Annotated in this window: 25 protein-coding genes and 3 pseudogenes; 13 read left to right on the top strand and 15 right to left on the bottom strand. The window is 49.4% G+C overall.

Features of this window, described 5'->3' with window-relative positions:
• The 3 genes and pseudogenes from H6F68_RS15600 to H6F68_RS15610 all read right to left on the bottom strand — a co-directional run.
• Positions 1-454 (bottom strand): annotated as a pseudogene (locus tag H6F68_RS15600) (hypothetical protein); the annotation flags it as partial.
• Between the two features lie 119 nt (positions 455-573).
• A complete protein-coding gene (locus H6F68_RS15605) occupies positions 574-864 on the bottom strand; it encodes a hypothetical protein (protein WP_190560354.1) in 291 nt (96 codons plus the stop codon).
• A 202-nt stretch (positions 865-1,066) separates the two neighbouring features.
• Positions 1,067-2,182 carry a transposase gene (locus tag H6F68_RS15610; protein WP_199300115.1) on the bottom strand — a complete coding sequence of 372 codons (1,116 nt, stop codon included), beginning with the start codon at positions 2,180-2,182 and terminating at the stop codon, positions 1,067-1,069.
• A 328-nt stretch (positions 2,183-2,510) separates the two neighbouring features.
• Between H6F68_RS15610 and H6F68_RS15615 the strand changes: the two genes are divergently transcribed.
• The 4 genes from H6F68_RS15615 to H6F68_RS29800 all read left to right on the top strand — a co-directional run bounded on the left by H6F68_RS15615 (position 2,511) and on the right by H6F68_RS29800 (position 6,171).
• On the top strand, positions 2,511-3,869 hold the full coding sequence (locus H6F68_RS15615) for an IS110 family transposase (RefSeq protein WP_190560356.1): 1,359 nt from the start codon (positions 2,511-2,513) through the stop codon (positions 3,867-3,869).
• Between the two features lie 344 nt (positions 3,870-4,213).
• Positions 4,214-5,236: an adenosine deaminase gene (gene add / locus H6F68_RS15620; protein WP_190560358.1), complete on the top strand. Its 1,023-nt coding sequence runs from the start codon at positions 4,214-4,216 to the stop codon at positions 5,234-5,236.
• Between the two features lie 145 nt (positions 5,237-5,381).
• Complete coding sequence (locus H6F68_RS15625; RefSeq protein WP_190560359.1) at positions 5,382-6,092, top strand: ATP-grasp domain-containing protein; 711 nt, start codon at positions 5,382-5,384, stop codon at positions 6,090-6,092.
• Positions 6,034-6,171, top strand: a complete 138-nt coding sequence (locus tag H6F68_RS29800; protein WP_399314144.1) for a hypothetical protein — start codon at positions 6,034-6,036, stop codon at positions 6,169-6,171. The genes H6F68_RS15625 and H6F68_RS29800 overlap by 59 nt, the downstream gene beginning before the upstream one ends.
• Here H6F68_RS29800 and H6F68_RS15630 read toward each other — a convergent pair.
• From H6F68_RS15630 to H6F68_RS15640, 3 genes are all read right to left on the bottom strand, one after another.
• Complete coding sequence (locus H6F68_RS15630) at positions 6,168-7,370, bottom strand: LanC-like protein (protein ID WP_190560361.1); 1,203 nt, start codon at positions 7,368-7,370, stop codon at positions 6,168-6,170. The two genes, H6F68_RS29800 and H6F68_RS15630, sit on opposite strands and share 4 nt — an antisense overlap.
• 229 nt (positions 7,371-7,599) lie before the next feature.
• Positions 7,600-8,049 carry an acetyltransferase gene (locus tag H6F68_RS15635; protein WP_190560363.1) on the bottom strand — a complete coding sequence of 150 codons (450 nt, stop codon included), beginning with the start codon at positions 8,047-8,049 and terminating at the stop codon, positions 7,600-7,602.
• 557 nt (positions 8,050-8,606) lie between these two features.
• Positions 8,607-9,158, bottom strand: a complete 552-nt coding sequence (locus H6F68_RS15640; RefSeq protein ID WP_190560365.1) for a hypothetical protein — start codon at positions 9,156-9,158, stop codon at positions 8,607-8,609.
• A gap of 296 nt (positions 9,159-9,454) precedes the next feature.
• Here H6F68_RS15640 and H6F68_RS15645 point away from each other — a divergent pair, with 296 nt between their 5' ends.
• On the top strand, positions 9,455-10,468 hold the full coding sequence (locus H6F68_RS15645) for a pentapeptide repeat-containing protein (protein WP_190560367.1): 1,014 nt from the start codon (positions 9,455-9,457) through the stop codon (positions 10,466-10,468).
• 436 nt (positions 10,469-10,904) lie between these two features.
• On the opposite strand, the gene H6F68_RS28500 is transcribed toward H6F68_RS15645, so the two are convergent.
• On the bottom strand, positions 10,905-11,207 hold the full coding sequence (locus tag H6F68_RS28500) for a hypothetical protein (protein WP_199300116.1): 303 nt from the start codon (positions 11,205-11,207) through the stop codon (positions 10,905-10,907).
• On the opposite strand from H6F68_RS28500, the gene H6F68_RS15655 reads away from it, so the two are divergent.
• Positions 11,206-11,364, top strand: coding sequence for a hypothetical protein (locus H6F68_RS15655; protein WP_190560369.1), 159 nt, complete (start codon positions 11,206-11,208; stop codon positions 11,362-11,364). The two genes, H6F68_RS28500 and H6F68_RS15655, sit on opposite strands and share 2 nt — an antisense overlap.
• A gap of 72 nt (positions 11,365-11,436) precedes the next feature.
• Here the strand turns inward: H6F68_RS15655 and H6F68_RS15660 are convergent, their stop codons facing one another.
• The 3 genes and pseudogenes from H6F68_RS15660 to H6F68_RS15670 form a co-directional block, all read right to left on the bottom strand.
• The gene (locus H6F68_RS15660) at positions 11,437-12,723 is read right to left on the bottom strand and encodes a S41 family peptidase (protein WP_190560370.1); all 1,287 of its coding nucleotides are present in this window, start codon (positions 12,721-12,723) and stop codon (positions 11,437-11,439) included.
• Between the two features lie 114 nt (positions 12,724-12,837).
• A pseudogene (locus tag H6F68_RS15665) lies at positions 12,838-12,966 on the bottom strand (IS1 family transposase); the annotation flags it as partial.
• A gap of 334 nt (positions 12,967-13,300) precedes the next feature.
• A complete protein-coding gene (locus H6F68_RS15670) occupies positions 13,301-14,005 on the bottom strand; it encodes a Coq4 family protein (protein ID WP_190560372.1) in 705 nt (234 codons plus the stop codon).
• Between the two features lie 98 nt (positions 14,006-14,103).
• On the opposite strand from H6F68_RS15670, the gene H6F68_RS15675 reads away from it, so the two are divergent.
• Positions 14,104-14,739, top strand: coding sequence for a TetR/AcrR family transcriptional regulator (locus tag H6F68_RS15675; protein WP_199300117.1), 636 nt, complete (start codon positions 14,104-14,106; stop codon positions 14,737-14,739).
• Positions 14,740-14,933: 194 nt separating this feature from the next.
• Here the strand turns inward: H6F68_RS15675 and H6F68_RS15680 are convergent, their stop codons facing one another.
• The gene (locus H6F68_RS15680) at positions 14,934-15,452 is read right to left on the bottom strand and encodes a DUF2199 domain-containing protein (protein ID WP_190560374.1); all 519 of its coding nucleotides are present in this window, start codon (positions 15,450-15,452) and stop codon (positions 14,934-14,936) included.
• 397 nt (positions 15,453-15,849) lie between these two features.
• Between H6F68_RS15680 and H6F68_RS15685 the strand changes: the two genes are divergently transcribed.
• Positions 15,850-16,632 carry a hypothetical protein gene (locus tag H6F68_RS15685; RefSeq protein WP_190560376.1) on the top strand — a complete coding sequence of 261 codons (783 nt, stop codon included), beginning with the start codon at positions 15,850-15,852 and terminating at the stop codon, positions 16,630-16,632.
• Between the two features lie 197 nt (positions 16,633-16,829).
• Positions 16,830-17,561 (top strand): Crp/Fnr family transcriptional regulator, encoded by a 732-nt coding sequence (locus H6F68_RS15695; protein ID WP_190560380.1) that lies wholly within the window; start codon positions 16,830-16,832, stop codon positions 17,559-17,561.
• 4 nt (positions 17,562-17,565) lie between these two features.
• Here the strand turns inward: H6F68_RS15695 and H6F68_RS15700 are convergent, their stop codons facing one another.
• Together H6F68_RS15700 and H6F68_RS15705 are read right to left on the bottom strand one after the other, a co-directional pair.
• Positions 17,566-17,910 carry a cupin domain-containing protein gene (locus H6F68_RS15700; protein ID WP_190560382.1) on the bottom strand — a complete coding sequence of 115 codons (345 nt, stop codon included), beginning with the start codon at positions 17,908-17,910 and terminating at the stop codon, positions 17,566-17,568.
• 15 nt (positions 17,911-17,925) lie between these two features.
• Positions 17,926-18,702, bottom strand: a complete 777-nt coding sequence (locus H6F68_RS15705; protein WP_190560384.1) for a cyclopropane-fatty-acyl-phospholipid synthase family protein — start codon at positions 18,700-18,702, stop codon at positions 17,926-17,928.
• Between the two features lie 347 nt (positions 18,703-19,049).
• Here H6F68_RS15705 and H6F68_RS15710 point away from each other — a divergent pair, with 347 nt between their 5' ends.
• From H6F68_RS15710 to H6F68_RS15725, 4 genes are all read left to right on the top strand, one after another.
• Entirely contained in the window at positions 19,050-19,793 is a 744-nt protein-coding gene (locus H6F68_RS15710) for an alternative oxidase (RefSeq protein ID WP_190560386.1), read from the top strand.
• Between the two features lie 29 nt (positions 19,794-19,822).
• The gene (locus H6F68_RS15715) at positions 19,823-20,197 is read left to right on the top strand and encodes a group 1 truncated hemoglobin (RefSeq protein ID WP_190560388.1); all 375 of its coding nucleotides are present in this window, start codon (positions 19,823-19,825) and stop codon (positions 20,195-20,197) included.
• Between the two features lie 589 nt (positions 20,198-20,786).
• Positions 20,787-21,539 (top strand): beta-phosphoglucomutase family hydrolase, encoded by a 753-nt coding sequence (locus H6F68_RS15720; RefSeq protein ID WP_313930143.1) that lies wholly within the window; start codon positions 20,787-20,789, stop codon positions 21,537-21,539.
• Positions 21,540-21,645: 106 nt separating this feature from the next.
• Positions 21,646-24,090, top strand: a complete 2,445-nt coding sequence (locus H6F68_RS15725) for a glycoside hydrolase family 65 protein (RefSeq protein ID WP_190560390.1) — start codon at positions 21,646-21,648, stop codon at positions 24,088-24,090.
• Between the two features lie 9 nt (positions 24,091-24,099).
• On the opposite strand, the gene H6F68_RS15730 is transcribed toward H6F68_RS15725, so the two are convergent.
• Complete coding sequence (locus H6F68_RS15730) at positions 24,100-24,498, bottom strand: hypothetical protein (RefSeq protein WP_399314141.1); 399 nt, start codon at positions 24,496-24,498, stop codon at positions 24,100-24,102.
• A gap of 115 nt (positions 24,499-24,613) precedes the next feature.
• Positions 24,614-24,875: pseudogene (locus tag H6F68_RS15735) on the bottom strand (hypothetical protein); the annotation flags it as partial.

Here is a 24,875-nt window from a genome sequence, read left to right on the forward strand (position 1 = left end):
TCTCTAGCTGGTACGCCCCGGCCATATTGATTGCTTGAACTCCACACCAGCTTTGTAGCATCTGTAGCTCTACTTTGAAGAATTGGTATAAGGTCTCAATGCCCCACCGCTTGGCATAATCAGTGATGGCAGATTTAGGAGCAGACTGAGTGGCAACGATGAGCAACGAACCGTCTTCTAGGCGCAAAGCCGTAATGTAGACCCAATGCCCCCAAAGCTGCCGTTTTTGGCGCAGCACTTTGTGTGGTCCTGGTTGTAAATCCTGAAAGACCACCTTGGCTTTGAGGTTTTGACCACCCTGCTTGAGCTGGTGGTTCTCACAGATACAGATGCGGAAGGGCCTGAGTGGGACTTTGAGGAGATAGCCCAACCAGTCGTTGCCCACAAACTCTCGGTCGGCAGTCAGACAAGCAATTTCTCGCTCTCCAAAGCGCTCCAGAAACTGGTTGCACAAGCTCTGCGCTCATCCGTGTTGGAATTGCCCGGTTTGTCGAGCAAGCACCACACTAGGGGAAAAGCCACTCCTTCATGCCCCCCCAGCATCAGAACGTTGAAGATGCGTTACCCAAATTGCTACTGCGTCTGGTCAATGGAGAGCACCCACGGTTCTGGAATCGCCATCAGAGCAACCACCACCTGAGCAATCTCAGCATAGTCCATTTCATAGTCGCGAAAGAATCTCTGAAGACGTTTATAGTGCGAATCAGTTTGAGCCCTGCCGCCGAAGACAGTTGCAAGTTCAGCAAAGTTAATGGTTTTAACGCGCAGCGGAGCGATCAGAAAAGCGGCAAGAAAACTCAGTCTGGCTCCATGCCAAGCGAGGTGAGGACACAAGGCATCTCGAAGTAGAGTAACCTGATGCATTAGGGTTTCATGTTCTGAATGTGGTAATTCTCATAAAACCCTTTTCTTGCAACCGTTTGCAAGCTTTTGTCCTGTTACTTAGCTACAAAACATACAGTCACGACCCTTCGCATAAACCTTATACTTTCCTAAAGTTCGCCGTCTTTCCAAGGGTGAATCAGGAAAGAGGGCGATCGCTTAATCACAAGCTCTATGAGCATTCTCAAATCTTGCACCTTATGATTTGAACCTCCCATCCCTGCTTCTGTAGTAACAGTCGCTTTTGTTCAACTTCCTGGAGCAGCAGAGCGACCACAATTTCGGGTAGGCAGGCTTCGAGCACGACTGTGGCAGCCTCAGCCCAGTCCGGTAGCATCTTTGTATTCATCGAAAGATAGCCCCAGTGAGCCAGAATAAAAGCACTCAGCGACAATATCAGCCAGCGATAGAGACCCTTCAAGGTTTGTTGACCAAAGCGATGCGGGCCAAAGCAGTGTTTTGCTGTCTTGAACCAGCCTTCGATCTGCCAACGATGCCGCCCCCACCAGACAGTTGTGCTGGCTTTGAGCGACTTGGTTGAGAGCACATAGCGCTTCAAGCGTGGCTTGCCCTCTTCGCCCTTGAGGTAGAACCAAGCCACAGTGACAGGGAAAGCGAGCCCTTCGAGGCGCACCTGCTGCTCTGGCTTGTGCAGATGGAACAGTTGCCGTCTATCTTGGAGGAGACGGTCATAGCGAACGCCTGTGACCGCGTGAAGTTTCAGCTTTCGCAGGCCTTTGAGGAAGTCCACACTGCCAAAGGCCGTATCGGCAAGCACGACCAACCTGAACGTTTGGCGCAACCAGCGAGGTAACTGACGCACCAGATGCAGACCTAAATGGGCCGGGGAAGTCGTGTCCTTGCCTCGGTACACGCGAAAGCTCCAAGGAATGCGCCAAGGTCCAACTATGAGATACAGCACGACCAGATGCACCCCGCGTTTGCCGTGAAAGACAGAGACCAACGGCTCAAAGGCTTTGAACTTGCCGCATTTCTCCAACGTCGTCAAATCCACAATCACTTGCAGATGCGGTCGCCGACCCCGAGGACGATACTGCTGGAGTTGCTGACGCACAGCTCCTCGGAGGCGACGAATCACTTCCCGCACTGACCAGCGATAGACGTTGAGGAAGCGGCTGAGAGCGCTAGGGGATTTGAGGGGGCTGTGCTCTGGCAGAGGAGCACCCTGGGCTCTAAGAAACAACTCCAACAAAGCTTGCAGGCTTTGACGCTGGTAGGGAGTCGGCATCCCATCGAGCAAGTGATAGATTAGTTCTTGGGCGTGAGCAAGAATGTCCATTGTTCTTGCAGCATATTAGTTTCACGCCCTTTCTCTCACCTTTCAGAGCTTGGTGCAAGATCTGAGCCTTTAAGGAACGAATATCGTTCGTGAGGGATGGAAGAAACATAACGGTCGGTCATCCCTTATTGTTCTACAGTTGAGATAATGTCCTGACAGTCAAGACCGCTGTTTCACTGGTGTGATTGCACCCGTATCTGAGCCTGGTTCTAGAGGGTCGTGCTGAAGACATTGGTGAAGTGAACCTCACTATCCCGTTTAGGAGATTGTATGTACAGTACCCTTTAGGTCAGGGCAGGTTTGCTAGCGTTCCATAAGGATGTGGGGTATGAGTGAATCCAAGCGTGAGTTCGCTGTGATGAACCCGGATGCAGCAGGCATTGACCTGGGAGCGGAGCACCACTGGGTAAGTGTCCCTGAAGAGCGTGACTCCCCGTGTGTGCGTCGCTTTGGCTGCTTTACGGCTGAGCTCTATGCAATGGCAAACTGGCTACAGCAGTGCGGGATCAAAACAGTAGCAATGGAAGCAACCGGGGTGTACTGGATTCCGGTATTTCAAGTGCTTGAGACTCAAGGATTTGAGGTCAAGTTGGTCAACGCTCGTCATGTCAAAACCGTGCCTGGTCGCAAAAGCGATGTCCTAGACTGCCAATGGTTGCGACAATTGCACAGCTATGGCTTGCTAGCAGGTTCATTCCGTCCCGATGACCAGGTCTGTGTGCTACGCAGCTACATTCGGCAACGAGATAGCTTGATCAAGAGTGCCAGTGCTCATATTCAGCGGATGCAAAAAGCCCTGATTCAGATGAATGTGCAATTGCATCGGGTGATTAGCGATATCAGCGGTACCACGGGACTTGCCATCATTCGGGCCATCGTTGCGGGTGAGCGAGACTTGCACAAACTGGCAGCTCTCAAGGACTTCCGAGCCCATGCCAGCACCGAAGAGGTCGCGGCAGCTCTTCAAGGAGACTATCGTCGAGAACTCGTCTTTGTGCTGCAACAAGAGTTGCACCTCTACGAAGTCTTTCAAGGACAGATTGCGGCTTGTGATGCTCAAATCGAGCAATGTCTCAATCAGTTTGCTGACCGAGTTGATGTCTCTACCACTCCCCTTCTTCACTCGAAGCGACGGGGAAAGAAGCAACCGGGCAATGCACCTGACTTCGATTTGCGCACCCACTTGTACCGCATCAGCGGGGTAGACTTTACTCAAATCGATGGCTTTGGCGTGCTCACGGTGCTGACGTTGCTGTCAGAGTTGGGGCTAGACCCCTCTCGCTTCCCGACCTCAAAGCATTTTGTCTCTTGGTTAGGTCTGTGCCCAGGGAGCCGCATTACGGGTGGTAAGTCTAAAAGTTCTAAAACTCGTCAGGTGGCGAACCGGGTGGCTACAGCTCTCCGGATGGCAGCCCAGACCTTGGTTCGTTCTCATTCAGCCCTGGGTGCCTTTTACCGTCGCCTGCAAGCCCGTTTAGGTGCTCCTAAGGCAATTACAGCGACGGCCCACAAGCTGGCTCGCATCTTCTATCATTTTTGGACTTCAGGTGGCACCTATGTAGATCCTGGGATGAATGCATACGAACGCCAACATCAAGAACGGGTCATCAAGCATCTCAAAAAGAAGGCTCAAGCCCTTGGCTTTGATCTCATTGCTCAACCGATTCCCCAAGAGTGTGTTTCTTAGGAGTCACTAAACTACTTCTCCACTGGCACTTGAACTTCTTGGTTTTGAACTAGTAGTGCTCTTTGACTAATACTGCACAGACTACTAATCGCAGCTTCACTCTACGTCCCTCCGACGACAGCCCAAACAACAGCGCAGCCTACAGCGAGTCGAGCAGATTTTGCGATCGGCAGCAGACATGTTTGCAGAAATCGGCTACACGGATGAAAAAGTAATGACAGTAATGAAATGTCCTTACTGTCATTCTTCCCAGATGTCAAAAAACGGGTATCGCTATCACAAACAGCGCTATCTATGTGAGGATTGTGGCAAATAGTTTCTAGAGCGCACGGAACGAAGCACGCATGGGGATAGATAGTGAACTGAACCAGATGTCCGATCGCCTACGTCAAATGCCGAAGGTGGAAATTCACACTCACTTAATCGGAACGGCAGACGCAGAAACCATTTATCAAATGGCTCAACGCAACCAAGTGGCTCTGCCTGCGGGTTCTCTAAAGGAGTGGAAATTGTTTTATGAGTTTCGAGACTTCACTCACTTTATTGAGGTGTATTCCATTGCTCGTCAATGTGTGCAAACGGCAGACGATTATGTTTTTCTAGTTGAGCGGTTCCTGGAACACCAGGCTGAGCAAAACATTCGCTACAGCGAAGTCCATTTTGGTACAACCCTGCCCTCCGATCGCTTGAGCGATGCCGACCTACTAGAGGCTTTGAGCATTGGGGCCATCCAGGGTGAGGCGAAGTACGGCAGCCGCGTCAAATTTATTGCCGCGATCGTCCGCCACTCTCCAGAGCGACAAAGACAAACCCTAGAATGTGCTTTGCGAGGGCAGGACAGGGGAATTGTCGTGGGTCTAGGATTGGCTGGGCAGGAGGCAGGCTACCCACCGGAAGACTTTGCCGAAACTTTTGCAGAGGCAAGGCGACAGGGACTGAGAGTAGTTGCCCATGCCGGGGAAGCGGCAGGAGCCGAAAGCATCTGGAATGCTCTAGAACATCTGCAGGCTGAGCGGATTGGACATGGGATTCGGTGTTTAGAGGACGACGCCCTGATGCAAAGTCTGTGCGATCTGCAAATCCCCTTAGAGGTGTCGCCTCAAAGCAATTACTGTTTAGGAATCGTCGATCGCCATCAACCCCATCCCATTCGGCAACTAGTGGATGCGGGATTATATTGCACGTTGAACTCGGATGATCCCCCGATGTTCCAAACCAATCTGGTCAATGAATACCTGACCCTCGCTAAGCAAGGATTTTCTTGGGAGGACCTCTGGCAGCTCAATTTGAATACTTTAGAGGCTAGCTTCTTACCCGAATCAGAGAAGAACAATTACCGACGTGAGTGGCAGGCATTTCTGTCATAACTGTCAAGAATTCAGTTCTTCACTAACGACCAGAATTTTTTGTTTGAAGGCATCAGAGGTGCAATTGGAAAGGGCGATCGCGGCTTTAAGTTTTTGCGTTGGGCAGAATTGAACCTCTCTCGGTCGGAGTACTGGAGCGCATATCATGCTGACTACATGGATTGTTCAAACGAACGTCGAGCCTGAATCCACGTCCCCGATTTTGCTGCGACAGGCATGCGCTGTGGAACAGCGCCCCTTCTGCGAGATTTCCGTCATTCCAGGCTGTGCAGCGCTGCCCACAATGCCAGCAATCGATGGCCCTGTGGTTTTTCATGGTCGCACCACGCTGATTCTACGGGCTTCTGAGCACCCCAAATGGCAGCGTGGCGTTTTCTTCGATCCGGTTCATTTCCAGCACCGGGCTTATGCGGCTGCCTATGGAGACCAGTTGCTCAACGCTGATGCGAGAATTACGTCTTGGGAAGATTTTCTTCGGGAGCCCCGCGATCCCGAAGAACTCATGTTTCTCAAGCCGAATGATGATTTGAAGCGCTTTACGGGAGGTGTTCTGTCTTTCGCTGAATGCTTCACACTTTACCAACAGTTACGCCACACAGCTCGAGCGATCGATTCCTCGTCGGAAGTTGTGATCGGCCAGCCTCGGGAAATCGATGGAGAATGGCGCTTATTCATCGTAGATGGTGAGGTGGTGAGTGGCAGCATGTATCGACCGAGAGGCGATGCATGCTGCCACTCACGATCTCGTTCTCTTTGCAGAGTACATCGCCTCTCAGTGGATGCCTGCACCTGTTTTTGTGCTGGATGTGGCGCGGGTCGAACAAACGTGGAAGGTTGTAGAATGCAATTGCTTTAACGGCAGCCGCTTCTACCTCGCAGATGTGGCTCGAATCGTCAGAGCGGTTTCACAATACCAAGAACGAGAAACGCACTAGAAGCAGTCAATCGTGGGGAACTTGGCTTGGGCTTGCAGGCAGTCCCACAGATAAATGGCAAGACCGAGGTCTCCGGTCCACAACGGATAGCGCAACTGCCGATAGAGCTGCTGGGCCAGTTCGTACTGGGCGATCGCGTGCATGGCAAAAATTCTGGCGCGCTCCAGCCACATCTGATCACCTGTGCGGACAAATAGCTTGAGCAACGCATAGCCATTGCCCCCAGTGCCGTGACATAGATTGGACCCCTTCTTCAAGGGACCCGCTTGCCATGTCAGCTCTCCCCCCTGCTCCAAAATGCGATCGAATGGCTCATTGACTCCTTGGGGAAGTAGAGCCAAAGCCGTTACCATTCCAGGTGCCCCATGACAGTACTGCACTAGGTTGGGAGTTTGACTCGAATCGTCAGCATCATAAATGGCGGGCCAGTTTGCTTTGTCTTCCTCCGTCACTGCGGTCTGAACCACCGTTGCCATCGCTTTCGTGGCAATGTCTTGAAATACCTCCTCGCTCAACAAGGACTGTCCCACCAACAATGGTGTTAAGTTGCTGGCAAAGCCATGTACCGGTCCGAGCCATTGCTGATGGGTGCCGTACAAATCAACCGTCCATAAATACCCAGCTTCCCCTACGGGTTGCCACTCGCGTAACAGTAAACCTGCCTGCACTTGGAAAACCTCTTGCCATCTTGATTCCTGCGTCCACTGATACATAAAGTAAGCAGTGAGCATCGAGCCTGCGATGCCCCACATTAGCTCCCGAATCGGCTGAGTATTGTTCTTGTGAATCGCGTGCAAAATTTGGGTAGCTGTCTCTTCTGAGGGAGATAACTTGTATTGCAGCAGTAGCAGGGGCAGTTCTCCAAACAAATAAGACGACTGCTCTGGATAGGGACTCACCTTAGGATAGCGCTGGCGATTTTGGGCTAGCGTGGCATCGAGATGAGTCGCAACATCAAAGGTTGAGTCAATTGCCCCGACGCTTTGCAGATAATTGACTGCCCACAGGACTCCTGCTTTGCCAAAATACAGGTCACTACCCAAGGCTTGATCGTCCATTGGGTGCCCGGATAGCAATGGTGCTGTTTGCAGTTGAGCAACGGTTTCCTGGGCGATCGCCCGGATGGCTTGTTGAGCCGTGTCGCGATTCCAGGCTAGCTGCGAGAGCGGATAATGTCTGGCTGGATCAAATAGAGCCATTTTTTACCTCGGTAAGCGCATGATTGCTCACCATTACTTCGAGGAGACGATCACGAGGAGAAATAATGACTCCGCACGTTCTCTTGGGTAGAAAAGAGAGGGACACTCTCTGAATTTCGACTTGAGTTCGGAGCGCGATCGCGAGCTATATGTAAGTGAGGTATTTAGCATAACCTATTCACACAGTAGTTAATTGTGTGGCTTCCTACCAGTTGCGAAGCGCTAACTATCAAGTCTTTAACTGCAGATGCAAGAGAGGAAACGGCTTGCCCATACTATCGAACTGCGATCGCCCTTTGACTTCAAACCCCATCTGCAGATAGAATCCTACTGCTTGTTCATTCTGTTCGTTCACATCCACTTTTGTCGCACCCAGAATCTCGATAGCATGTCGGACTAGTTGCCGTTCGATTCCCTGTTCCCGCCAGGATGGATCAACGAACAACATTTCAATTTTGTTCTCAACCACACCCATGAAGCCAATCACTTCACCTTGATGATCTCGTACGCAGTCCAACTGGGCTATTTGAGAAAGCCCGTTGAGCACCAAGGGTTTGAAGAACTGAATGTCTGCCTCTGAAAGAAAAGTGTGGGTGGCTCGGACAGAGGCTTCCCACACTTCAACAACGCGTGAAAAGTCTGTGGTTGAGATTGGGGAAATGCCATCTTGTCGTTGCATCGTTCTTCAGGACTTGCCTCTTTGTTAGATTTCGACTTGTAGTTTACAAGGTCGCGATCGCGGATTTGCATCCCCTCAGTAGCTTGACTCAATTGCTGCGGCTGGATTTGGCTCAGCATTCGATTAGTGACCTCAAGCCTTTGACCCCGCTGAAAATTTGCGGCAATAGTTTTTGGTAGAACACCAGATTGCAGGATCTAAGCCCGTTGGTATCCCTGAAGCAACTCAGGGGAGTGCGCCAACTCACAGAGCTGCGGCTCACCCCTCCCAGTTGTGCGGAATTCGGACTTATTGGGATAGATAGGCAGAACACGCGCGATCGCGCCTCACTTTTCCCAAAATTGGGGAATATAATCAAGGTAGTGAAATACTGAGCGAGCGGACCCGTTGTCCAGAATTTGGGCATCTTGGGGCAGGCATGGATTTGAAGCGCGATCGCCCTATGTCCCAAAGTAAGACAACTTACCCGCAAAGATGAGCAGTTGCAGTGGGGCTTCTGAGGTACGGCTTTTCCGGTAGTGGGATCGAGCAGAGGCTGGCTTAATCACGGAAGCTGGCTAACAACCGAAGCTGTGGAGGCTCGGGTGCAGCGACTGGTTATGTTGCTTGTTGGCTTGGGATGGCGGCTTAAGGTGCCGTGTCAGTGCGGTTGTAGGTTTCTTGCCAAGAGCCAATGTAAACAGTGGTATAGGCTTTGACCTAAGACAAATTTGGCTCTTCTCCTGCCTTAAACGACGGGAGCCGCACCATTGTCCTCTGTTCATTCCCACCACAATGCAGATTTCCTCTTTAACAAGGGCAAGAATAAACTCAATCGCCTCATGAAAGCCTTGTTCTTCAGGCACGTCTGAATACCTATCGAAGTGGCAGTGATAGTAGTCGTAGCTGACTGTAACTTCTCCGTCCGTGTCAATAAACAGAAAATCATCGTGGTGTTCGACGAGCTCTGACGGGGGCAGCCCGCTAACGGGTGCTGGCACTTTGACCCCTAAATAACCTTCTGTTTCCTGTTCATTCTCTACTGCGACAGTGCTGAATGGCTCCCATTGAGGAAATGCCTGAAACAAGACTCTGGCAAAGCGTTGTGAGTAGTCATTCAATTGTTTCATCGGATCCTAATTAACAATGACTTTTTCCTCTCCCTCGTGCCAGTAGCTTGAGTTTAGCGAAAGGATAAAGGGCCCTGCCTCGCGTTCTGGGGCACTCAACTAAATCTTAAGTTCTGGACATCTTCTCTGAGCCTCCGTATTACCCACCCTGCAACACAATCCACGAATCCGAAGATTTCGCAATATCAAAGGCTCTCGCGATCCCCCCTCTGACTTCTCTAGCGCAATTGCCACAAGCCCTTGATATTCGTAAACTAGGGCATCCTGAACCAAGAAACCAGCCTGGTAGCAGATTTATGGGTACAGACCGTTTAGGGAGCCTCCTCACCACAACAGGGATGATTTTTCTACTGGCACTCGTGGCAGTAGGACTTGGGGCTCTCAACCTACCCTTTCCTGAAGACCAGCTCGATCAACGTGTGGCTGCCATTACGGAATTGCTGAAGGTCACTGCAATCGTTTTTGGTGGGATTGCAGTTCTAATCAATGCTTACTATGCCGCCAAGCAGGTTGAAGCAATGGATAAAACTGCGATTGCGACTGAGAAAAATATTGAGATTGGTCTGAAGAATGCAGCGTTGGCTGAGGAGCGATTGATTACAGAGCGTTTTGGCAAAGCCATTGAACAGCTTGGAGATAAGAGCCTGCAAATTCGCTTAGGTGGGATTTATGCCCTGGAACGAGTGGCTCAAGACTCTGATAAAGATTACTGGCCTGTGATGGAAGTCCTCACTGCTTTCATTCGCGAAGACACTCGAACTCGCACCGTTCAGCTCAAGGGAGGGAAACCAGAGCGTTTTCTGGTTCAAACAGATGTTCAAGCCGCCTTAACGGTTCTCAGTCGGCGGACTCGATCCTATAAAAATGGTGAAGCACACCGCTTGGATTTAAGTGGGGTAGACCTGCGGGGAGCCAACCTGAGAAAGGCGAACCTTGCTGGAGTCAACCTCAGTCGGGCTGATCTTTCAGGAGCTATGTTAGTCGGCGCTAATCTTCAAGAAGCCAACCTGGAAGGAGCAGTCTTGAACAAAGCCAATCTCCAAGAGGTGAATCTGCATCAAACGAACCTTTGCAAAGCCAGACTCATGGAAGCTGACCTTAAAAATGCCAAGTTTTGGCAAACGAACCTTAAAGAGACAACCCTGGAAAAGGCCAACCTGGAAGGAGCTATCTTTCAAGGCATTGAAGCTGAAGGTACGAACTTTAGAGACTCTAACTTTGCCGAGGCAAGTGGATTGAGCCATACACACATCAGACCAGCAATTACAGAGAAAGACGAACTTTGTAGAGGCAAGTGGATTGAGCCCTAAACGCATCAGATCAGCAATTACAGAGGAAGACGCTTAATGGGGGCCAAGGCTATAGATGACACAGCCTCAGCGCGATCGCTCCTGCTCGTTCTACGATGCAATGCTTATTCCAATGAGGACGAGTGGGAGCCGTGAAGCTTGTTGTCGGCTGCTTTCGCGATCGCGCGATTGAAGCAGAGGCTAGCTTGATGATTGGCTGGTAATGATCAAATTCAGCCGTTGCTGTAAGGAGTCGGTTTCAATGGCTCGCTCGTCCGCAATTGAGGTATTACGGTGGATGGGGCAGGCTGCCTCCATCGTTAATCATTAGAACTTTGAACCCGAACGATTCTACAAGAGCTTGCATGCAACCTGTGCCACCATACGGATAAGCCAGGGCATAGAAATTTAGACGTGCAGTCGTTAGACTGACCATTTCACATGAAAGTAGAACGTATTAGCCGTTCTTGAATGCGTCGATCATTGAGCCAAAATCCCAACCATGTTGTAGTGATGGATCGCTCCAACGAGCTTCAAGTCGAGTGGCATACCATTTTTCAGCCCCAGCCAAGTCTTCTTCAGGGGTTGACCATCTAAAGTACTGGCGTGCCTCTTCGTCAAACACATTCAAATACGGCTCATCGTCGTCTATGTTGTCTTCATCTTTATCACGTTTGAGTTTGTCGAAAACCCTTTGTAAGTCTTCAAACCTCTGGCTATTAGTAACGGCGAACTCAATATACTCATTTGTCTGTTCCATGAGCCTAGATAACACTGACGTCTACCGCTACCGTAAGTCAATGATTCAAGCCGTGTGGTTTGTCCAGCAAGCGGTATATCACTGGTTCGTTTTCGTCAAAGGTGAGCAACGTGAAAACAGCCTCAAAGAGTTTGGTTACGAGAAGAAATTGCCCTAATCCATGCCAAACGTTACGCAGATTGGGTATTGGATGACTGTTCAAATGAGAATGAAGGCTAATAGCAAGTTTTTAGAGAGCGGGACTTTGTTGTTCGATCGCCCTCATCAAGGTCGCGATCGCCTCCTGCTTCTGCGGATCAAGACCTGCTGCATACTCCAACGGAAAAGGCACAGGAATGGTTGGGCTCACTCCTTTTCCTTCTAATCTCTGCTTGCCATCTACCAACACATCAGAGACAGCCACATACAGCAGGCTACCATCCTGCATCACAAATCCCCGCCCTGCGACCACTGCGCCTGCGGTGGTGGTGCCAACTAAATCACCGATATGGGATTGTTGAAAGCCAAACGCAATAATTTCCTTACTGCTTCTGCTGCCCTCATTGATCAGAAGAACCACCGGTTTGCGCCAACGATAATGGGCAATCCAGGAACGGCCACCTCGTTGGATATTGGTGACACTCGGACTTGCACCCGTAAAGAAATTGAGATAGCCAATCGAACCACCGCCCCAGCCGTCACGGATGTCTAACACTAAGCCATCCACGTCCGCGAGTTTGCCAAACATCAGCTCTTCGATCATCTGTTGTTGATGAAAATCAGCCGCATTCGACCAGACGTGAATATAGCCGATGCGTTTGTTCTGTTGTTGAATGACTTGAGTGCTGGCCTGTTGCGCTTCTCGAAATAAAGTGGTTGTGTCTAATATCTGAGGAATAACCCGGATGGTTTGTCGGCTTTTGGGGTCAACAGAACGCTGAATCAATAGGGTGACCTTTTGGCCTGCTTTACCCCTAAAAGATTCAATCGGTCGATAAGGCTTGCCGTCTACGCTCAGTAATTCGTCTCCTACCTTTAACCCTGCGATCGCGGCGGGGCTACCCTCTAGAATGGCACTGACAAAGGTTTTGCGGTTCCTAGTTTTAGTGAAGATACCAATCCCTGTGTATTCATACTTGCCCTTGGGAAAGAGCGCTTTTGCTGCGGCGGGCAGGTTCTTGACTTGAGGTTGAAAAATGCCTAAAAGTTGATAGTAAGCCGTTTCCTCAGGCGTATAAAAATGGGTATGGGAGGTTTGCAGTTCAGCTAACATTCGGTTCACAACCACTGCTAGTTGCTGACGGGTTTGCGCCTGTCTAGCTTGAGGTCTATACTGCTCCTGCATGGCAACCCAATCAAGGCCATTAAAATTTTCATCATAAAAATTCTCATGGACGGTTTGCCAAACCTCATCAAATACTTTTTCCTCGAACGAGGACTGAGATAAACCAGGCGCGATGAACCAAAGCAGAAGTAGCGCTGTCACTCCCACTACGGCGATCGCAGCCAATTTTGTGGCTCTCCAAAAACGAGTCATGATCTCACAAGCCGAACCTAGGGTTGCAGCCTAACACACACAAGCAAGGACTGACATCCATCAGTTCAATGAGCGCTAAGTGTTAATTTACTGGGTCTGTGGGGCTGGGTATTGCTACACAGGTAATGATGCTTTGTAGTGATGGATGAAATACCAAATCGCACCAATGTGATTCTCCAATGGCTTGGAAAAGGATAAAATTTTGCGCTCCAATCGAGACACTCGTTGCCTCAAGGTATTGTTGAATGCCCCAAGGGCTATGCTGGATATTCAACACCTCCCTTAAGCTAATTCTTAGAGTTTACCCGCGAGTTTCTGTAGTGGTAGCAAGGGGCCATTCCTCATCCTTGGGGTCACTGTCATAGTAGCGCGGTCTCATGGTTTCGCTCCTAGAGGCCAGATTCCTTAGGTATCACTCATTTTATTGCCTGAATCCCTTCTGCTTTACACCTATTGACAAACACTTGCTCAGATTGCCTAGGATGTCTAGTTACTGAGTTCATCAATAAACTACGGTCGTGCGGTAGCGCTTTAACCAGTGATGAGGCAGGGTACGATTTGCTACTGAAAATGTGGCTCAAATTCGATTGGGGTACACGTTTAATTCTCTACGCCACACCACCACAGGTTTGTCCCACGCCTCCTCCCATTTTTGAGCAATCAGGGGTTTCGCTGCTTGACCCATCTCCCAACCGCGGGCGATCTCGCTCATCAGAGCGTTGAGGGCTTCGGGTTGCAATAATGTCACACGAATCAAGGCATTGGCAATCAGCAGACTCGCTAACGGCAGCTGAAACTGTGCCAGGTAAAAGGCCTGCAAGCCTATTTCACCGATGGGACTGGTATCAAACCCGGTGATAACGTGCCAAATATCGTGAGTTTGCTGCCACCGCGCTTCTACATAGCGAGTATCGGAATCAACCGCGATCGCAGGCTGTAACGGTTGTAGTTCAAACCACTGCATATGGTGGGCATAAACATAGCCCAAGGAGCCTTTGGGGTAGTGTTGCAATGTCTCTAAATCATGAGAGGGAGCGAGGTAACGTTCCGAGAGGAGTGCTGCCACAGTGGGTGTTGCTTTCAGGGATGCCACTGCCAGTTCAAAAGCACAGCTATCCACCAAGCTACGGCTTAGTTCCCAAACGGGGGTCAAACTTCCACGGGGATCGAGCAAAAGGGTGACAAAAGCTTTCAGTCCCCTCAGGCTTTGTACCATTGATGGTATGGATGTCTGACTGAATGAAGAGTAGGGGCGATCGCGAAAAAAAGTACTGAGTCGCATGAGTAGGCCTCCCAGGGGTAAAACTCCGGTAGAATGCGAACAATGATCATATTTCTAAAATACGAACGCTGTTCATGTTTTGTCAAGGGAAGTGATAAATGATGGTAGACGAGCGGCCCAAAGCCTCAACCCTGCGGCGGCAACCTCAACAAGCCCGGAGTCAGGAACGAGTACATCACATCCTCGATATAGCGGAGCAGCTCTTTATAGAACTGGGGTATGAGCAAGTCACAACCCGAACGATTGCCACTCGCTCCGAGGTGCCCGTGGGGTCCTTGTATCAGTTTTTTCCTGATAAAGCAGCAATTCTGCGGGCACTTGCGAATCGATACTTTGAGCAGGAATACCGCCTGCTGGTGCAACTCCACGCCGAACTGGCAGAAGCCGAGATTGCTCTTTACATCGATCGCATGATTGACACGATTGAACACTTCATAGAGGGGCATCCTGGCTATCGAGCGGTGCTGGGACCATGGCTGAAGCTAATGAGCACGGCTGATGCCGAGGAGATGAATGAACCTGATCCGTTGCTACTACCAGGACTCGCCAATTTTTTGTCCCAGCGCAACCCAGAACTCGATAGTACCCGATGTGATCTCATTGCCAGCATTGTCCTCAAAACAACCTACGAGTTGCTGTGGCTGGCATCGACTCGCGATCGGCTCCAGCAACCCGCCCTGGTCGCAGAAACTAAAACTCTAATTACGGCGTACCTGCAAAGCTACAAAATTTAATCTCCTGCTTGAACCCTGACACAACCTCAATCTCACTCGGCGATCGCCTCTGCTGATACTCAGCAGCTCTGGAGCGAGAGTCAGTTTGCACTTTCCCAAATCGACTCCCGTCATGCCTATAGTCGTCTCCTGATTATGGGATATTGAAGAATCTTGTTAGCTCCTGCCCCTTCGACTGGATGTGCAGACCAAAATTATTCACTGGTCAACAAATTGGGCAGCGATTGGTGCAAGATTTCGTAGACCCGTGCCATCGTAATGCCGTCACGTTGCTCCTGAGCCAGTGGATGTTGGACCTGCTCGGGAAAGGATAAGAGGGGACGATCTTGTGCACCTCGGAGCTGCACATACAGGGGCAGTTGATAGGTGCTGGGTTGATAGCAGTTCAAAGCGGCTGAGAGGAGACCCGGGAAAGGTGGCTCTCTGGTTCCATCCACTTCGTAGAGTTCAATATAGCGATAGAACGAGTTCTCCTCAACCTCAGCCCAGACTCCCCAACCAAATACCTCAGGACTATCCTGAACGGGAATCGGCATATAGCCCCGAAGAAAATAGCGCTTATCATCAATGCAACAGAGATCTGCTGTGATTGTAATACGCTCGTCGCGTGCCTCTGGCGGGATAGCATAATAGTCGATGGGTCGTGGCTGAGCGATATCCATTGGCACATCGCTATGGTCTTGTTCGCAGATGGTACAGCGATAATGCTTCACGTGATCCGCTCCCTGAGTACTGACGGGCGACGCCTATCTGAATGGTCTTGAATCAGCTTAAGTCTACTAAAGAATTGAGCTTGGAGCAAGAAGCCATTGCTTCGATGACGCTAGGACAGATGTGGCATTCATCTGCTGGAGGCTAACGGCATGGGTTTACGCAGTAGAGCCTAAACTCGCTGCTTTCAAGCCAGTTGTCAGGCCTAGTCTCCTAAAATGTGCAATAGACGTCATGCACTCTCAAAAAGCCTATCCTGTGCCGATATGAGGAATTTTACCCCTGCTAGGAGTATTCCAAGAGGTACCAGGCTCAACAGTGGATCTTACACTATTCTAAAATTGACAGATGCTGGCGCTATCGGTTGCCGTCTAACCATTGTATGCAGTAATACAATCCATGCCTCGCTCCAACCTTGATGCACTCACGCCTGAACATCAATCACTCATTCCTGCTTATTTAGAGAAGTGGAAAGCCATTGCACTATCCACTCAACGAATTGATCGGGCACAAGCTGTTCAAGCAATTTATGCGGGATGGGGGCTGGAGGAGAAAGAAATTCGCTTCTTTGATAGCCCTTATGACATGTTGAGGAATATCGAGCAGATACTTCCCGAGTGGGAGCGATACTGGCCATTCGAAATCGGTCCTCAGGACGTAATCGATATCGATGATTGGATCACTCGTTCAGTTCAAGAACAGATAGATCAACACCTAGTGCAACCTCTGGAAAGTTTGATGCAGCAAGTATGGCAGCCAGTTATCGATCAGCTGTATAACGGACCTGACATTATGCCATCTGATGTCTCCCGTGAAATCGCTCATAATTTTGTTCACGACGTCTTACCTCAGGATTTTCTGTTGTCTGGGATTCAATTTGATTTTTGTGTTTCTGTGCTTGGTTGCTCCCTGAGTGACACTGAACAATTATCTTGGCAAGCTTTTCAGCGTCTAGTTGAGCACGCAGGCTGGATCTTGCCGTTATATGAAGCAATCGATGAGAATGACGAAAAAGTTGATGAGTTTAGTAAAGAGCTTTGCTGGATTTGCGATCCCCCGGTTAAACTCTGCCTGGACTCTGAAGGTCGGCTTCATGCTGATGCAGAGCCAGCAATCGAATTTGCAGATGGCTTTGCGGTGTGGGCACAGCATGGGGAGTTATGGATAAGAGAATCAAGCTGAGTTAAGCAATATAGCTGATTTGGTATTGCAAAGTAGCACTACGGTGCATCCTTTGGGTGCTCTGATGCAATGTCCAGACTGTCAATCTACTCACGTCGTCAAAGGCGGTCGCCGTCAACGGCACACGACAATGACTCAGGTTCATCAACTTTTTGTTAGGTTAGATGCAGAATTGGAGGACGCTGTGAGTATCGTGAATGAAAGCCACCATTGAGCAACTCGCGTCTATCTCAGTTTTTACGCAGTTACAATTCGAACAACTCGCAAGTCTACAGCCCCATACGCTGGTTCAAACCTATCAGGCGGGTGAGATCGTGTCTCATGAGGGCGACCGCCTGCCACCCCGACTGTATGCCTTAATCCGTGGGCTGCTCCGAGTCTCTAAAACAGCAAGCAGTGGTAAAGAAACCATTCTGCGGACCTTGACCAATGGCGATATCTTTGCCGCGCCTGCCCTTTTTGGCAATGGCATTGCCCCTGCCACGGTGATGGCTGAGAGTGCATCTCAATTACTAATGGTCGATCGCGAAGCATTGCTGGCAGTGATTCAAGCCAATCCAGAAGTTGCGCTGAAGATGATGGCAGTCTTGAATCAGCGGCTTCAGCAGTTACACGAGATGGTACATGGGTTAGTGTCAGAACGAGCGATCGTACGCTTGGCTCGACTGATCCAATACTCCGCGATCGACCAGGGCACAGAAACCACCGAACAGGGAGTCTGTTTAACGCTGCGCCTCTCCCATTACCAAATAGCTCGCAGTATCGGCATTACCTACGAAGAATGTGTGCGGTTCTTCAAACAACTGCGCTCCATTGTCGCTTACAGTCGGGGTGGAAAAATTACGATCCTGGACTGGGGAAAGCTGGATGCGATCGCCCAAGGCCTGATCGAACCGGATTCGCTCGCAGTGACAAACCGCAAAAAGTAGGCTTCTAACTTGCCTCACTAGCATCCGAAAGCGTGATGAGAAATACCAAGTTCTCTTCTGCTTTTAGCGCATGGGGGGCATTGGCAGGCATGAAAACAAACACACCAGATTCCAGGTTAATGTCCCGTCCTTCGAGTGTCAGCGTTCCCTTGCCTGCAATCACCTGAACAACTCCATTGCGGGTAGAGGTATGTTCCGCAATATCGGTTCCCGCTGCCAGACAAATGAGAGTGTATTGACAATGGGGAACTTTGAGCAAGACTTGGCTGAGGACTCCGGTTTGGGTATAGGCAATTTTGTCTTGCAGTCGAGTCACAAGAGACTCAGCAGTTTGTAGGGGTGTAGTCATCAGAGATCTCCTCATTTATTGCCGTTCTGCACATAAAACGATGTAGCCTAATTTCTGTTCGTACTGTCGGAAGACATGCCGTATGGCCAGCAGGCGATCGCGCAGTTGGGGGCGAGTGAGGACATTCCAGAAGAATTTGATCGCATCAATCAATCCCTCATCTTGAATGACGCGAGCTGGGTTGAGTAACCCCATTGTTCCTGTTTGGTGATTCAAGACGTGTAATCCAGCTGTTTCACAGGTGGCAATCCAGTTTGGTTCAGATAATGGCGTAGAGTTGACTCGAATCGCGGCTGCTAGGGCACGATGAATCTCATCTTCGAGATCGTTTACCAGCAACTCATGGGAGAGAAACTTTCCCCCAGGCTTGAGGCGATCGTGAATGCCCTGCAAAATTTTGGCTTTGCCTGAAGCCGAATGCATGGTGAGAATGGCTTCTGCCAGCACGTAGTCAAACTGTCCTGGAATCTGCTCTAAATGGAAAATGTCGTCCTCAATTACCTGCACTTGTTCTGCCAACCCAGCCGCTTGAATATTGGCACGGGCACGAGCAATACTTTCAGGGTTCTGTTCGATGCCTACCACCCGAACCCCATATTGTTTGGCGAGGGCGATCGCGCTATTGCCAAAACTGGCCGCCAGCTCTAAAACCGTTTCTCCCGGTTGGAAGTCAGCCCACTGAAACAATTGCTCAGTTGCCGCTTTCCCACCGGGTCGTAGAATCTTCTTTCCAGCACTTGCCATCACCTGATGTCCAGGAGCCGTTGCCAGATTGATGGTCGATTGAGGCATGGCTTTACCCTCCAGTAGCAGATACCCCTACTCTGCCAAACTGCGGACAAGAGAGATATGAGCTACCTCATGAAATGTGCACGATATCGGATGTTGAAGGGTAATGGTCGTCCTAGATACTAAAGCAGCCTAGCCAGATGAGGGCGAATCAGCGTCATTACAAAAGAAAATATCTGCCTACCCTCCACCTAAATCTTGGTTTATGAGGTAGCTCATATGCTGGGTGAGAAAAATTTGGCAAAGTGAGAGTCATTCAAACGTTTTCTTGCCTCTTCTTACTTTCCTGGTTGTGAAGGGGGCAATTTTATTCCTATCGATTGCGATAGCAGCTTTAGAGGATCTGGACCATGATACGACTGCTCGTTAACTTCCTAGAGGCGCTGCTCAACACCTTTTATCAAGGTCGCGATCGCATTTTTGCGCGATTTTTTGTCCTAGAAACGGTGGCTCGGGTGCCTTATTTTGCCTACACCTCGGTCTTACATTTGTATGAAACGATGGGGTGGTGGCGCAAATCTGACTGGCTAAAAGTGCATTTTGCTGAGTCCTGGAATGAACTGCACCATCTCCTGATTGCCGAATCTCTCGGTGGCAACGACCACTGGTACGATCGCTCCTTGGCTCGGATTGGCGGATTAATTTACTACTGGGTGATTGTTTTGGTGTATATCCTCAATCCACGGGCTGCCTACCACTTCATGCAGCAAGTTGAAGAGCACGCCTACCACACCTACGACCTGTTTCTCCAAGCACACGGTGAAACCCTCAAACAAATGCCTGCGCCAGAAGTCGCCATCAACTACTACCGGGATGGCGACTTGTATATGTTTGACGAATTCCAAACGACGCATCCTGAGGCATTTCGTCGCCCTCAAATTGAGAATCTCTATGATGTCTTTGTTGCCGTTCGTGAAGACGAATTAGAGCACGTCAAGACGATGATTACCTGTCAACAACCTGAAGCACAAGATACGTTCCAAAGCCCCCACACCGAAAACCGCGCTGCTTTGCCAGAGTCGGTGAGAGCCGCGATCGATGCGGAAATTGGGCAAATTGTGCAAGCAGCAGAAAAAGAACCAGTTGAAGTGTAAAGCAATTTCTGAAAAGGATCAGAAGAAATATGACGACTTTATTTGAAATACTCGGTGGTGCGGCGGCTGTTGACTTAGCGGTTGACAAATTCTATCAGCGAGTCTTGCAGGATGAGCGCATCCAGCACTTCTTTACCAATGTAGATATGGTGAAACAACGGGCACACCAGAAGGCTTTTCTGACCTATGCCTTTGGCGGAACTAATAAATATGACGGTCGTTATATGCGCAAAGCCCACAAAGAGTTGGTAGAACAGCAAGGTCTAAACAGCGAGCACTTTGATGCCGTTGCAGAAAATTTGATGGCAACGCTAAAGGAGATGGGAGTTTCTCAAGCGCTATTGGCAGAAGTTGCGGCGATCGCGACTGCCCCCCAACACAGAAAAGATGTCTTAAACCAGTAAGACTGATAGCTTGGCCTGAGTTCTGCGTCACAGCGCGATCGCCTGCTCAGCCAGGATAACGTTATGGAACTACTGATTCAGGAGTAGACCTTTGAGGAAGTTAGTCCTATTCACCTGTGCCGCGAGCTCAACCTTCGCTCTAGCCAGCTGTGGCCCCCCTGAGAAGACAGTCGAGTCCAAGCTTGCCTCGATTGACGCTGAGCCCAGTGCTGAGAAGCAATATGCTGCCCTGCTAGACGAGCTGGATTCAAAGTAGCAAGAGGGCAGGCAGGCGATCGCGGACTTAACGGTGAGAGCTGTAGAGCTCGTGAAGCAAGCAGACAAACCAGCCAATAACCCCTAGGTAGATGAATAGACAATTTAGCAATAGCAAAATTTACTCAGTAATTTTTATAGGTGCAGCAACCAGCCGTGAAACGTCTTTCACAGAAAACTATCCAGGTCTTAGGGAATGCAGAGAACTTCTTCAAGTCCTAAAACGAAATCGAAGGGTAACGACTTCATCAAAACAGTCCCTATGAGTGTTGTTCTGCCCTTAAGGAATTGCTGATTGAAATTCTGGGGCTAGCCTGGTGATAGGAGATATATTGTGAACCAGTTCAACTCATCCATCGCTCTGAGTCAGTTTGATGCTATCTTATTTGATTTAGATGGTGTGATTACCGCAACCGCGAAGATTCATGCTGATTGCTGGAAACGGATATTTGATGGGTTTCTCAAGCAACGGGCTGAAGAGATTCATGAACCCTTTCAACCTTTTGACCTGCAAAATGACTATAAGCTGTATGTCGATGGAAAAATGCGCTATGTTGGCGTTCAAAGTTTTTTGGAATCGAGAGGTATTCAGTTAGCTTACGGAGAGCCATCCAATCCCCCTGGCTATGATACGGTTTGTGCGCTTGGTAATTTTAAGGATGTTTTTTTTGAGGAAGTACTTCAGGCAAAAGGGATTGAGGTATACGAAGGATCACTTGCTCTCATCCGTCATCTGAGCGATCGCGGGTTCAAATTAGCGGTTGTGTCATCAAGTCACCATTGCAAAGCTGTTCTTAAGGTGGCTGGAATTGAGCATTTCTTTGCTGCTGTGGTTGATGGCAATCTAGTCGACGAATTGCACCTGGCTGGAAAACCTGCCCCAGATGCTTTTCTGTTGGGGGCAAAACAACTTGGGGTTGAACCAAAGCGAACGATTGTTTTTGAGGATGCTATTTCAGGTGTCCAGGCGGGTCACGACGGTGGATTTGGACTCGTGGTTGGAGTCGATCGCAAAGGAGATCCTGAGACACTGCAAAAAAACGGAGCGGATATTGTTGTCCAAGATTTGAGTGAGTTACTTGGCTGACAATTAAGGTACACAGGAATTTTACTAGCCTGCGGTGTTAAGTCAGTCTGAACTCAAACGTACCGCTACTAAAAAAGCCAGAAGTCATTAATCAGGTTGAAGCTCAATGTTGCATCATGAACCTTTAATTCCTCCCAGATATATTTATCCCCCTGAGCCTTGGCGCTGGGTTGAAAAGCAGTTCTATCCAAAACTCCTGGTACAAATGGAAACCCTGTTTTCAACCGCGAACGGTTACTTAGGGATGCGAGGAGTATTTGAGGAAGGCAGTCCCATTGGGCAAAATGGCACCTTTATCAATGGCTTTTATGAATCCTGGCCTATCGTCTATGCAGAGGAAGCTTATGGATTTGCTAGGACAGGACAGACCATTGTCAATGCCACCGACAGCAAAATTATTAGACTGTATGTCGATGATGAACCGTTTTACCTACCGACTGCGAATTTGCTCAAGTTCGAGCGATCGCTCGATATGCAAAACGGGACACTCGATCGCGAAGTTCTTTGGCAAACGCCGTCTGGCAAGCAAGTATCGATTCGATCGCGCCGACTCGTTTCCTTTGAACATCGGCACTTGGCCGCGATTTCTTATGAAGTTACCATCCTCAACGCTAAAGCACCAATTGTCATCTCCTCCGAAATGCACTACGACGCTTCTGCCCGTGCCAGTGAAGGCGATCCGCGTCTTGCCAAGGGTTTTAAGGAGCGGGTGCTGTTACCTGAACACTACTGGGTTAACGATCGCCGGATCATCCTGAGTCACATCACGAGAAACAGCCGGATGACGCTAGCTTGTGGTGTTGATCATGAATTTGAAACGCAATCTCCTTACTCCTATGAAAGCCAGTGTTCAGAAGACGATGGCAAGGTCGTTTTCTCGGTGGATGCTCAACCCGGCGTCCCAATTCGCTTAGTCAAGTACATGACGTATCACACCTCTGACCATTTTCCAGCACAAGAGTTGTGTGAACGAGCCGAACGCACCCTTGATCGAGCGATTATTCATGGTTTTGATGATCTGCTTGTGAGCCAGCGGCAGTACCTGGATGATTTTTGGGATCGCAGTGACCTCAGAATTGAGGGTGACCCACAGCATCCTAGTGACACTATAGAATTGATGCAGCAAGTGCTACGCTTCAATTTATTTCACGTTCTTCAAGCCTCTGCGCGATCCGAAGGAGGAGGCGTTCCAGCTAAAGGACTTACAAGTCATGCTTATGAAGGCAATTACTTCTGGGACATGGAGATTTATCTCCAGCCGTTTTTGACTTATACTTCTCCCCGGATTGCGAAGAACCTACTGCTATTTCGCTACAGCATTCTCGACAAGGCACGACAGCGAGCCCAGGAAGTGAATCAAGACGGAGCCCTATTTCCCTGGAGAACTATCAATGGAGAAGAAGCTTCTGCTTACTATGCGGCAGGCACAGCGCAATATCACATCAATGCCGACATCATTTATGCGCTGAAAAAGTATGTTGACGTGACTGGGGACGAGGAATTGCTCCTCAATGAAGGCGCAGAGATGTTAGTCGAGACGGCTCGGATGTGGTACAGCCTGGGATTCTTTTCCAAGCGAGTCGCAGGTCAGTTCTGCATTCATGGTGTGACGGGACCCGACGAGTATAACGCGGTGGTGAATAACAACACCTACACCAACTTGATGGCCCGCGAGAACCTATGGTACGCCGCTTCCACCGTTGAAATGCTGCGCGATCGCCATCCAGACTGGTTCATTGCCTTAGTTGATAAGACTAAACTGGAACTTTCGGAGGTAAAAAACTGGAGAGAGGCAGCGGATAATATGTATCTGCCTTTCGATGAACGATTAAAAATTCACATTCAACACGACACCTTCCTAGACGAGAAAGTCTGGGATTTTGAGAATACACCTCCTGATAAGTATCCCTTACTCCTACACTTCCATCCCTTGGTAATTTATCGACATCAGGTGATCAAACAGGCCGATATTGTGCTGGCAATGTTCCTCTTAGGAGATAAATTTTCACCTGAACAGAAGCGGCATAACTTTGACTATTACGATCCATTGACGACAGGAGACTCCTCTCTTTCTGTTTCGATCCAGAGCATTGTTTCAGCCGAAATCGGTTATTTGGAGCAGGCGACCGAATATGCTAAATATGCAGTGCTGATGGACTTAGGAGATGTGGCAGGTAACGTGAAGGATGGCTGCCATATCGCAGCGATGGGAGGAACCTGGATGGTAGCCGTTTATGGATTTGCAGGGATGCGAGATTACAACGGTCACTTATCCTTCCATCCCAAACTACCGGAGCTAGTTAAACGTCTACGATTTCCCTTAACGATTCAAGGACAGCGGCTAGAAGTTGATATTCAAGAAACAACAGCAACCTATTTGTTGCAGCGAGGAACTCAGTTAGCGATCTCGCATCAAGGTAAAGATATTCAACTCCTTGAGGGAATACCAGTGACGGTAGAACTGAAACCCGTACTTGAGCTTAAGGGTGAATTGATTAAATCAAGCTGGCCTTCCGATCCAACATTCAATCCAAATAAGCAGGATCAGTAGATCGCAAACTCATTCCAGAGCGGGTAAGTAGATTGCTGTGATGACTGGAAAATGCCGCTCCACTGCATGGGACAGGAATTCCAGCATTGGTTTGAGCGCAAACAGTTCTCGGTAAACGACTCGTCCTCCTCGTTGCGTCCAACTGATGAAGAACCACAGCAAATACACCCAAAGATTGACTAGGACAAACGCTAGAGCGACAAACAGAAGGCGGGTTACAGGATTTTTACTCGTAGTGCGGATGCGACACTGGTTTTTAAGTCGGTAACTGGTTTCAATGCCAAAACGGTTTCTGTAATGCCGATGGGTCTGGTGCAGGGCAACTTTCATCCGATGCAGCACATAGACAGTGTATTGAATCCCATGTTTGTCCTTCAAGCCTCTGTAATAGCTACAAATTACCCGCATCTGACAGCTTACCGAACCATACTGGGGGCTATGGAGGGTGTAGCGTGTCTGGTAGCTTTGCCGTCCCCTTATCCTTCTTTTGTTACTACGGTGAGAGGAAACTGATCAGTTGCACTCAAGCCACTTTGAGTTCTGCCACTTCCAGCTCTGAGCTTGGCAACAGGCGAAAGGTATCCATCCAATCCATTAACTGCTCAAACCCCTGTCTCAGTTCAGGAATGGGGAAGACCTGTAACCAAGACTCTAACCACCCCCAACAGCAATCCGGTTGCAGCAGAAGTCGCAAATTGTTCAAAGCACTCTTCCAGGTCATCCCCAACTCCCAGTCGGGATGCTGACTAAACGGCAACAGAGGGGAAGAAGAAACTGCAGCATTC

This window comes from Trichocoleus sp. FACHB-262 (genome assembly GCF_014696035.1).
Lineage (GTDB): Bacteria > Cyanobacteriota > Cyanobacteriia > FACHB-46 > FACHB-46 > Trichocoleus.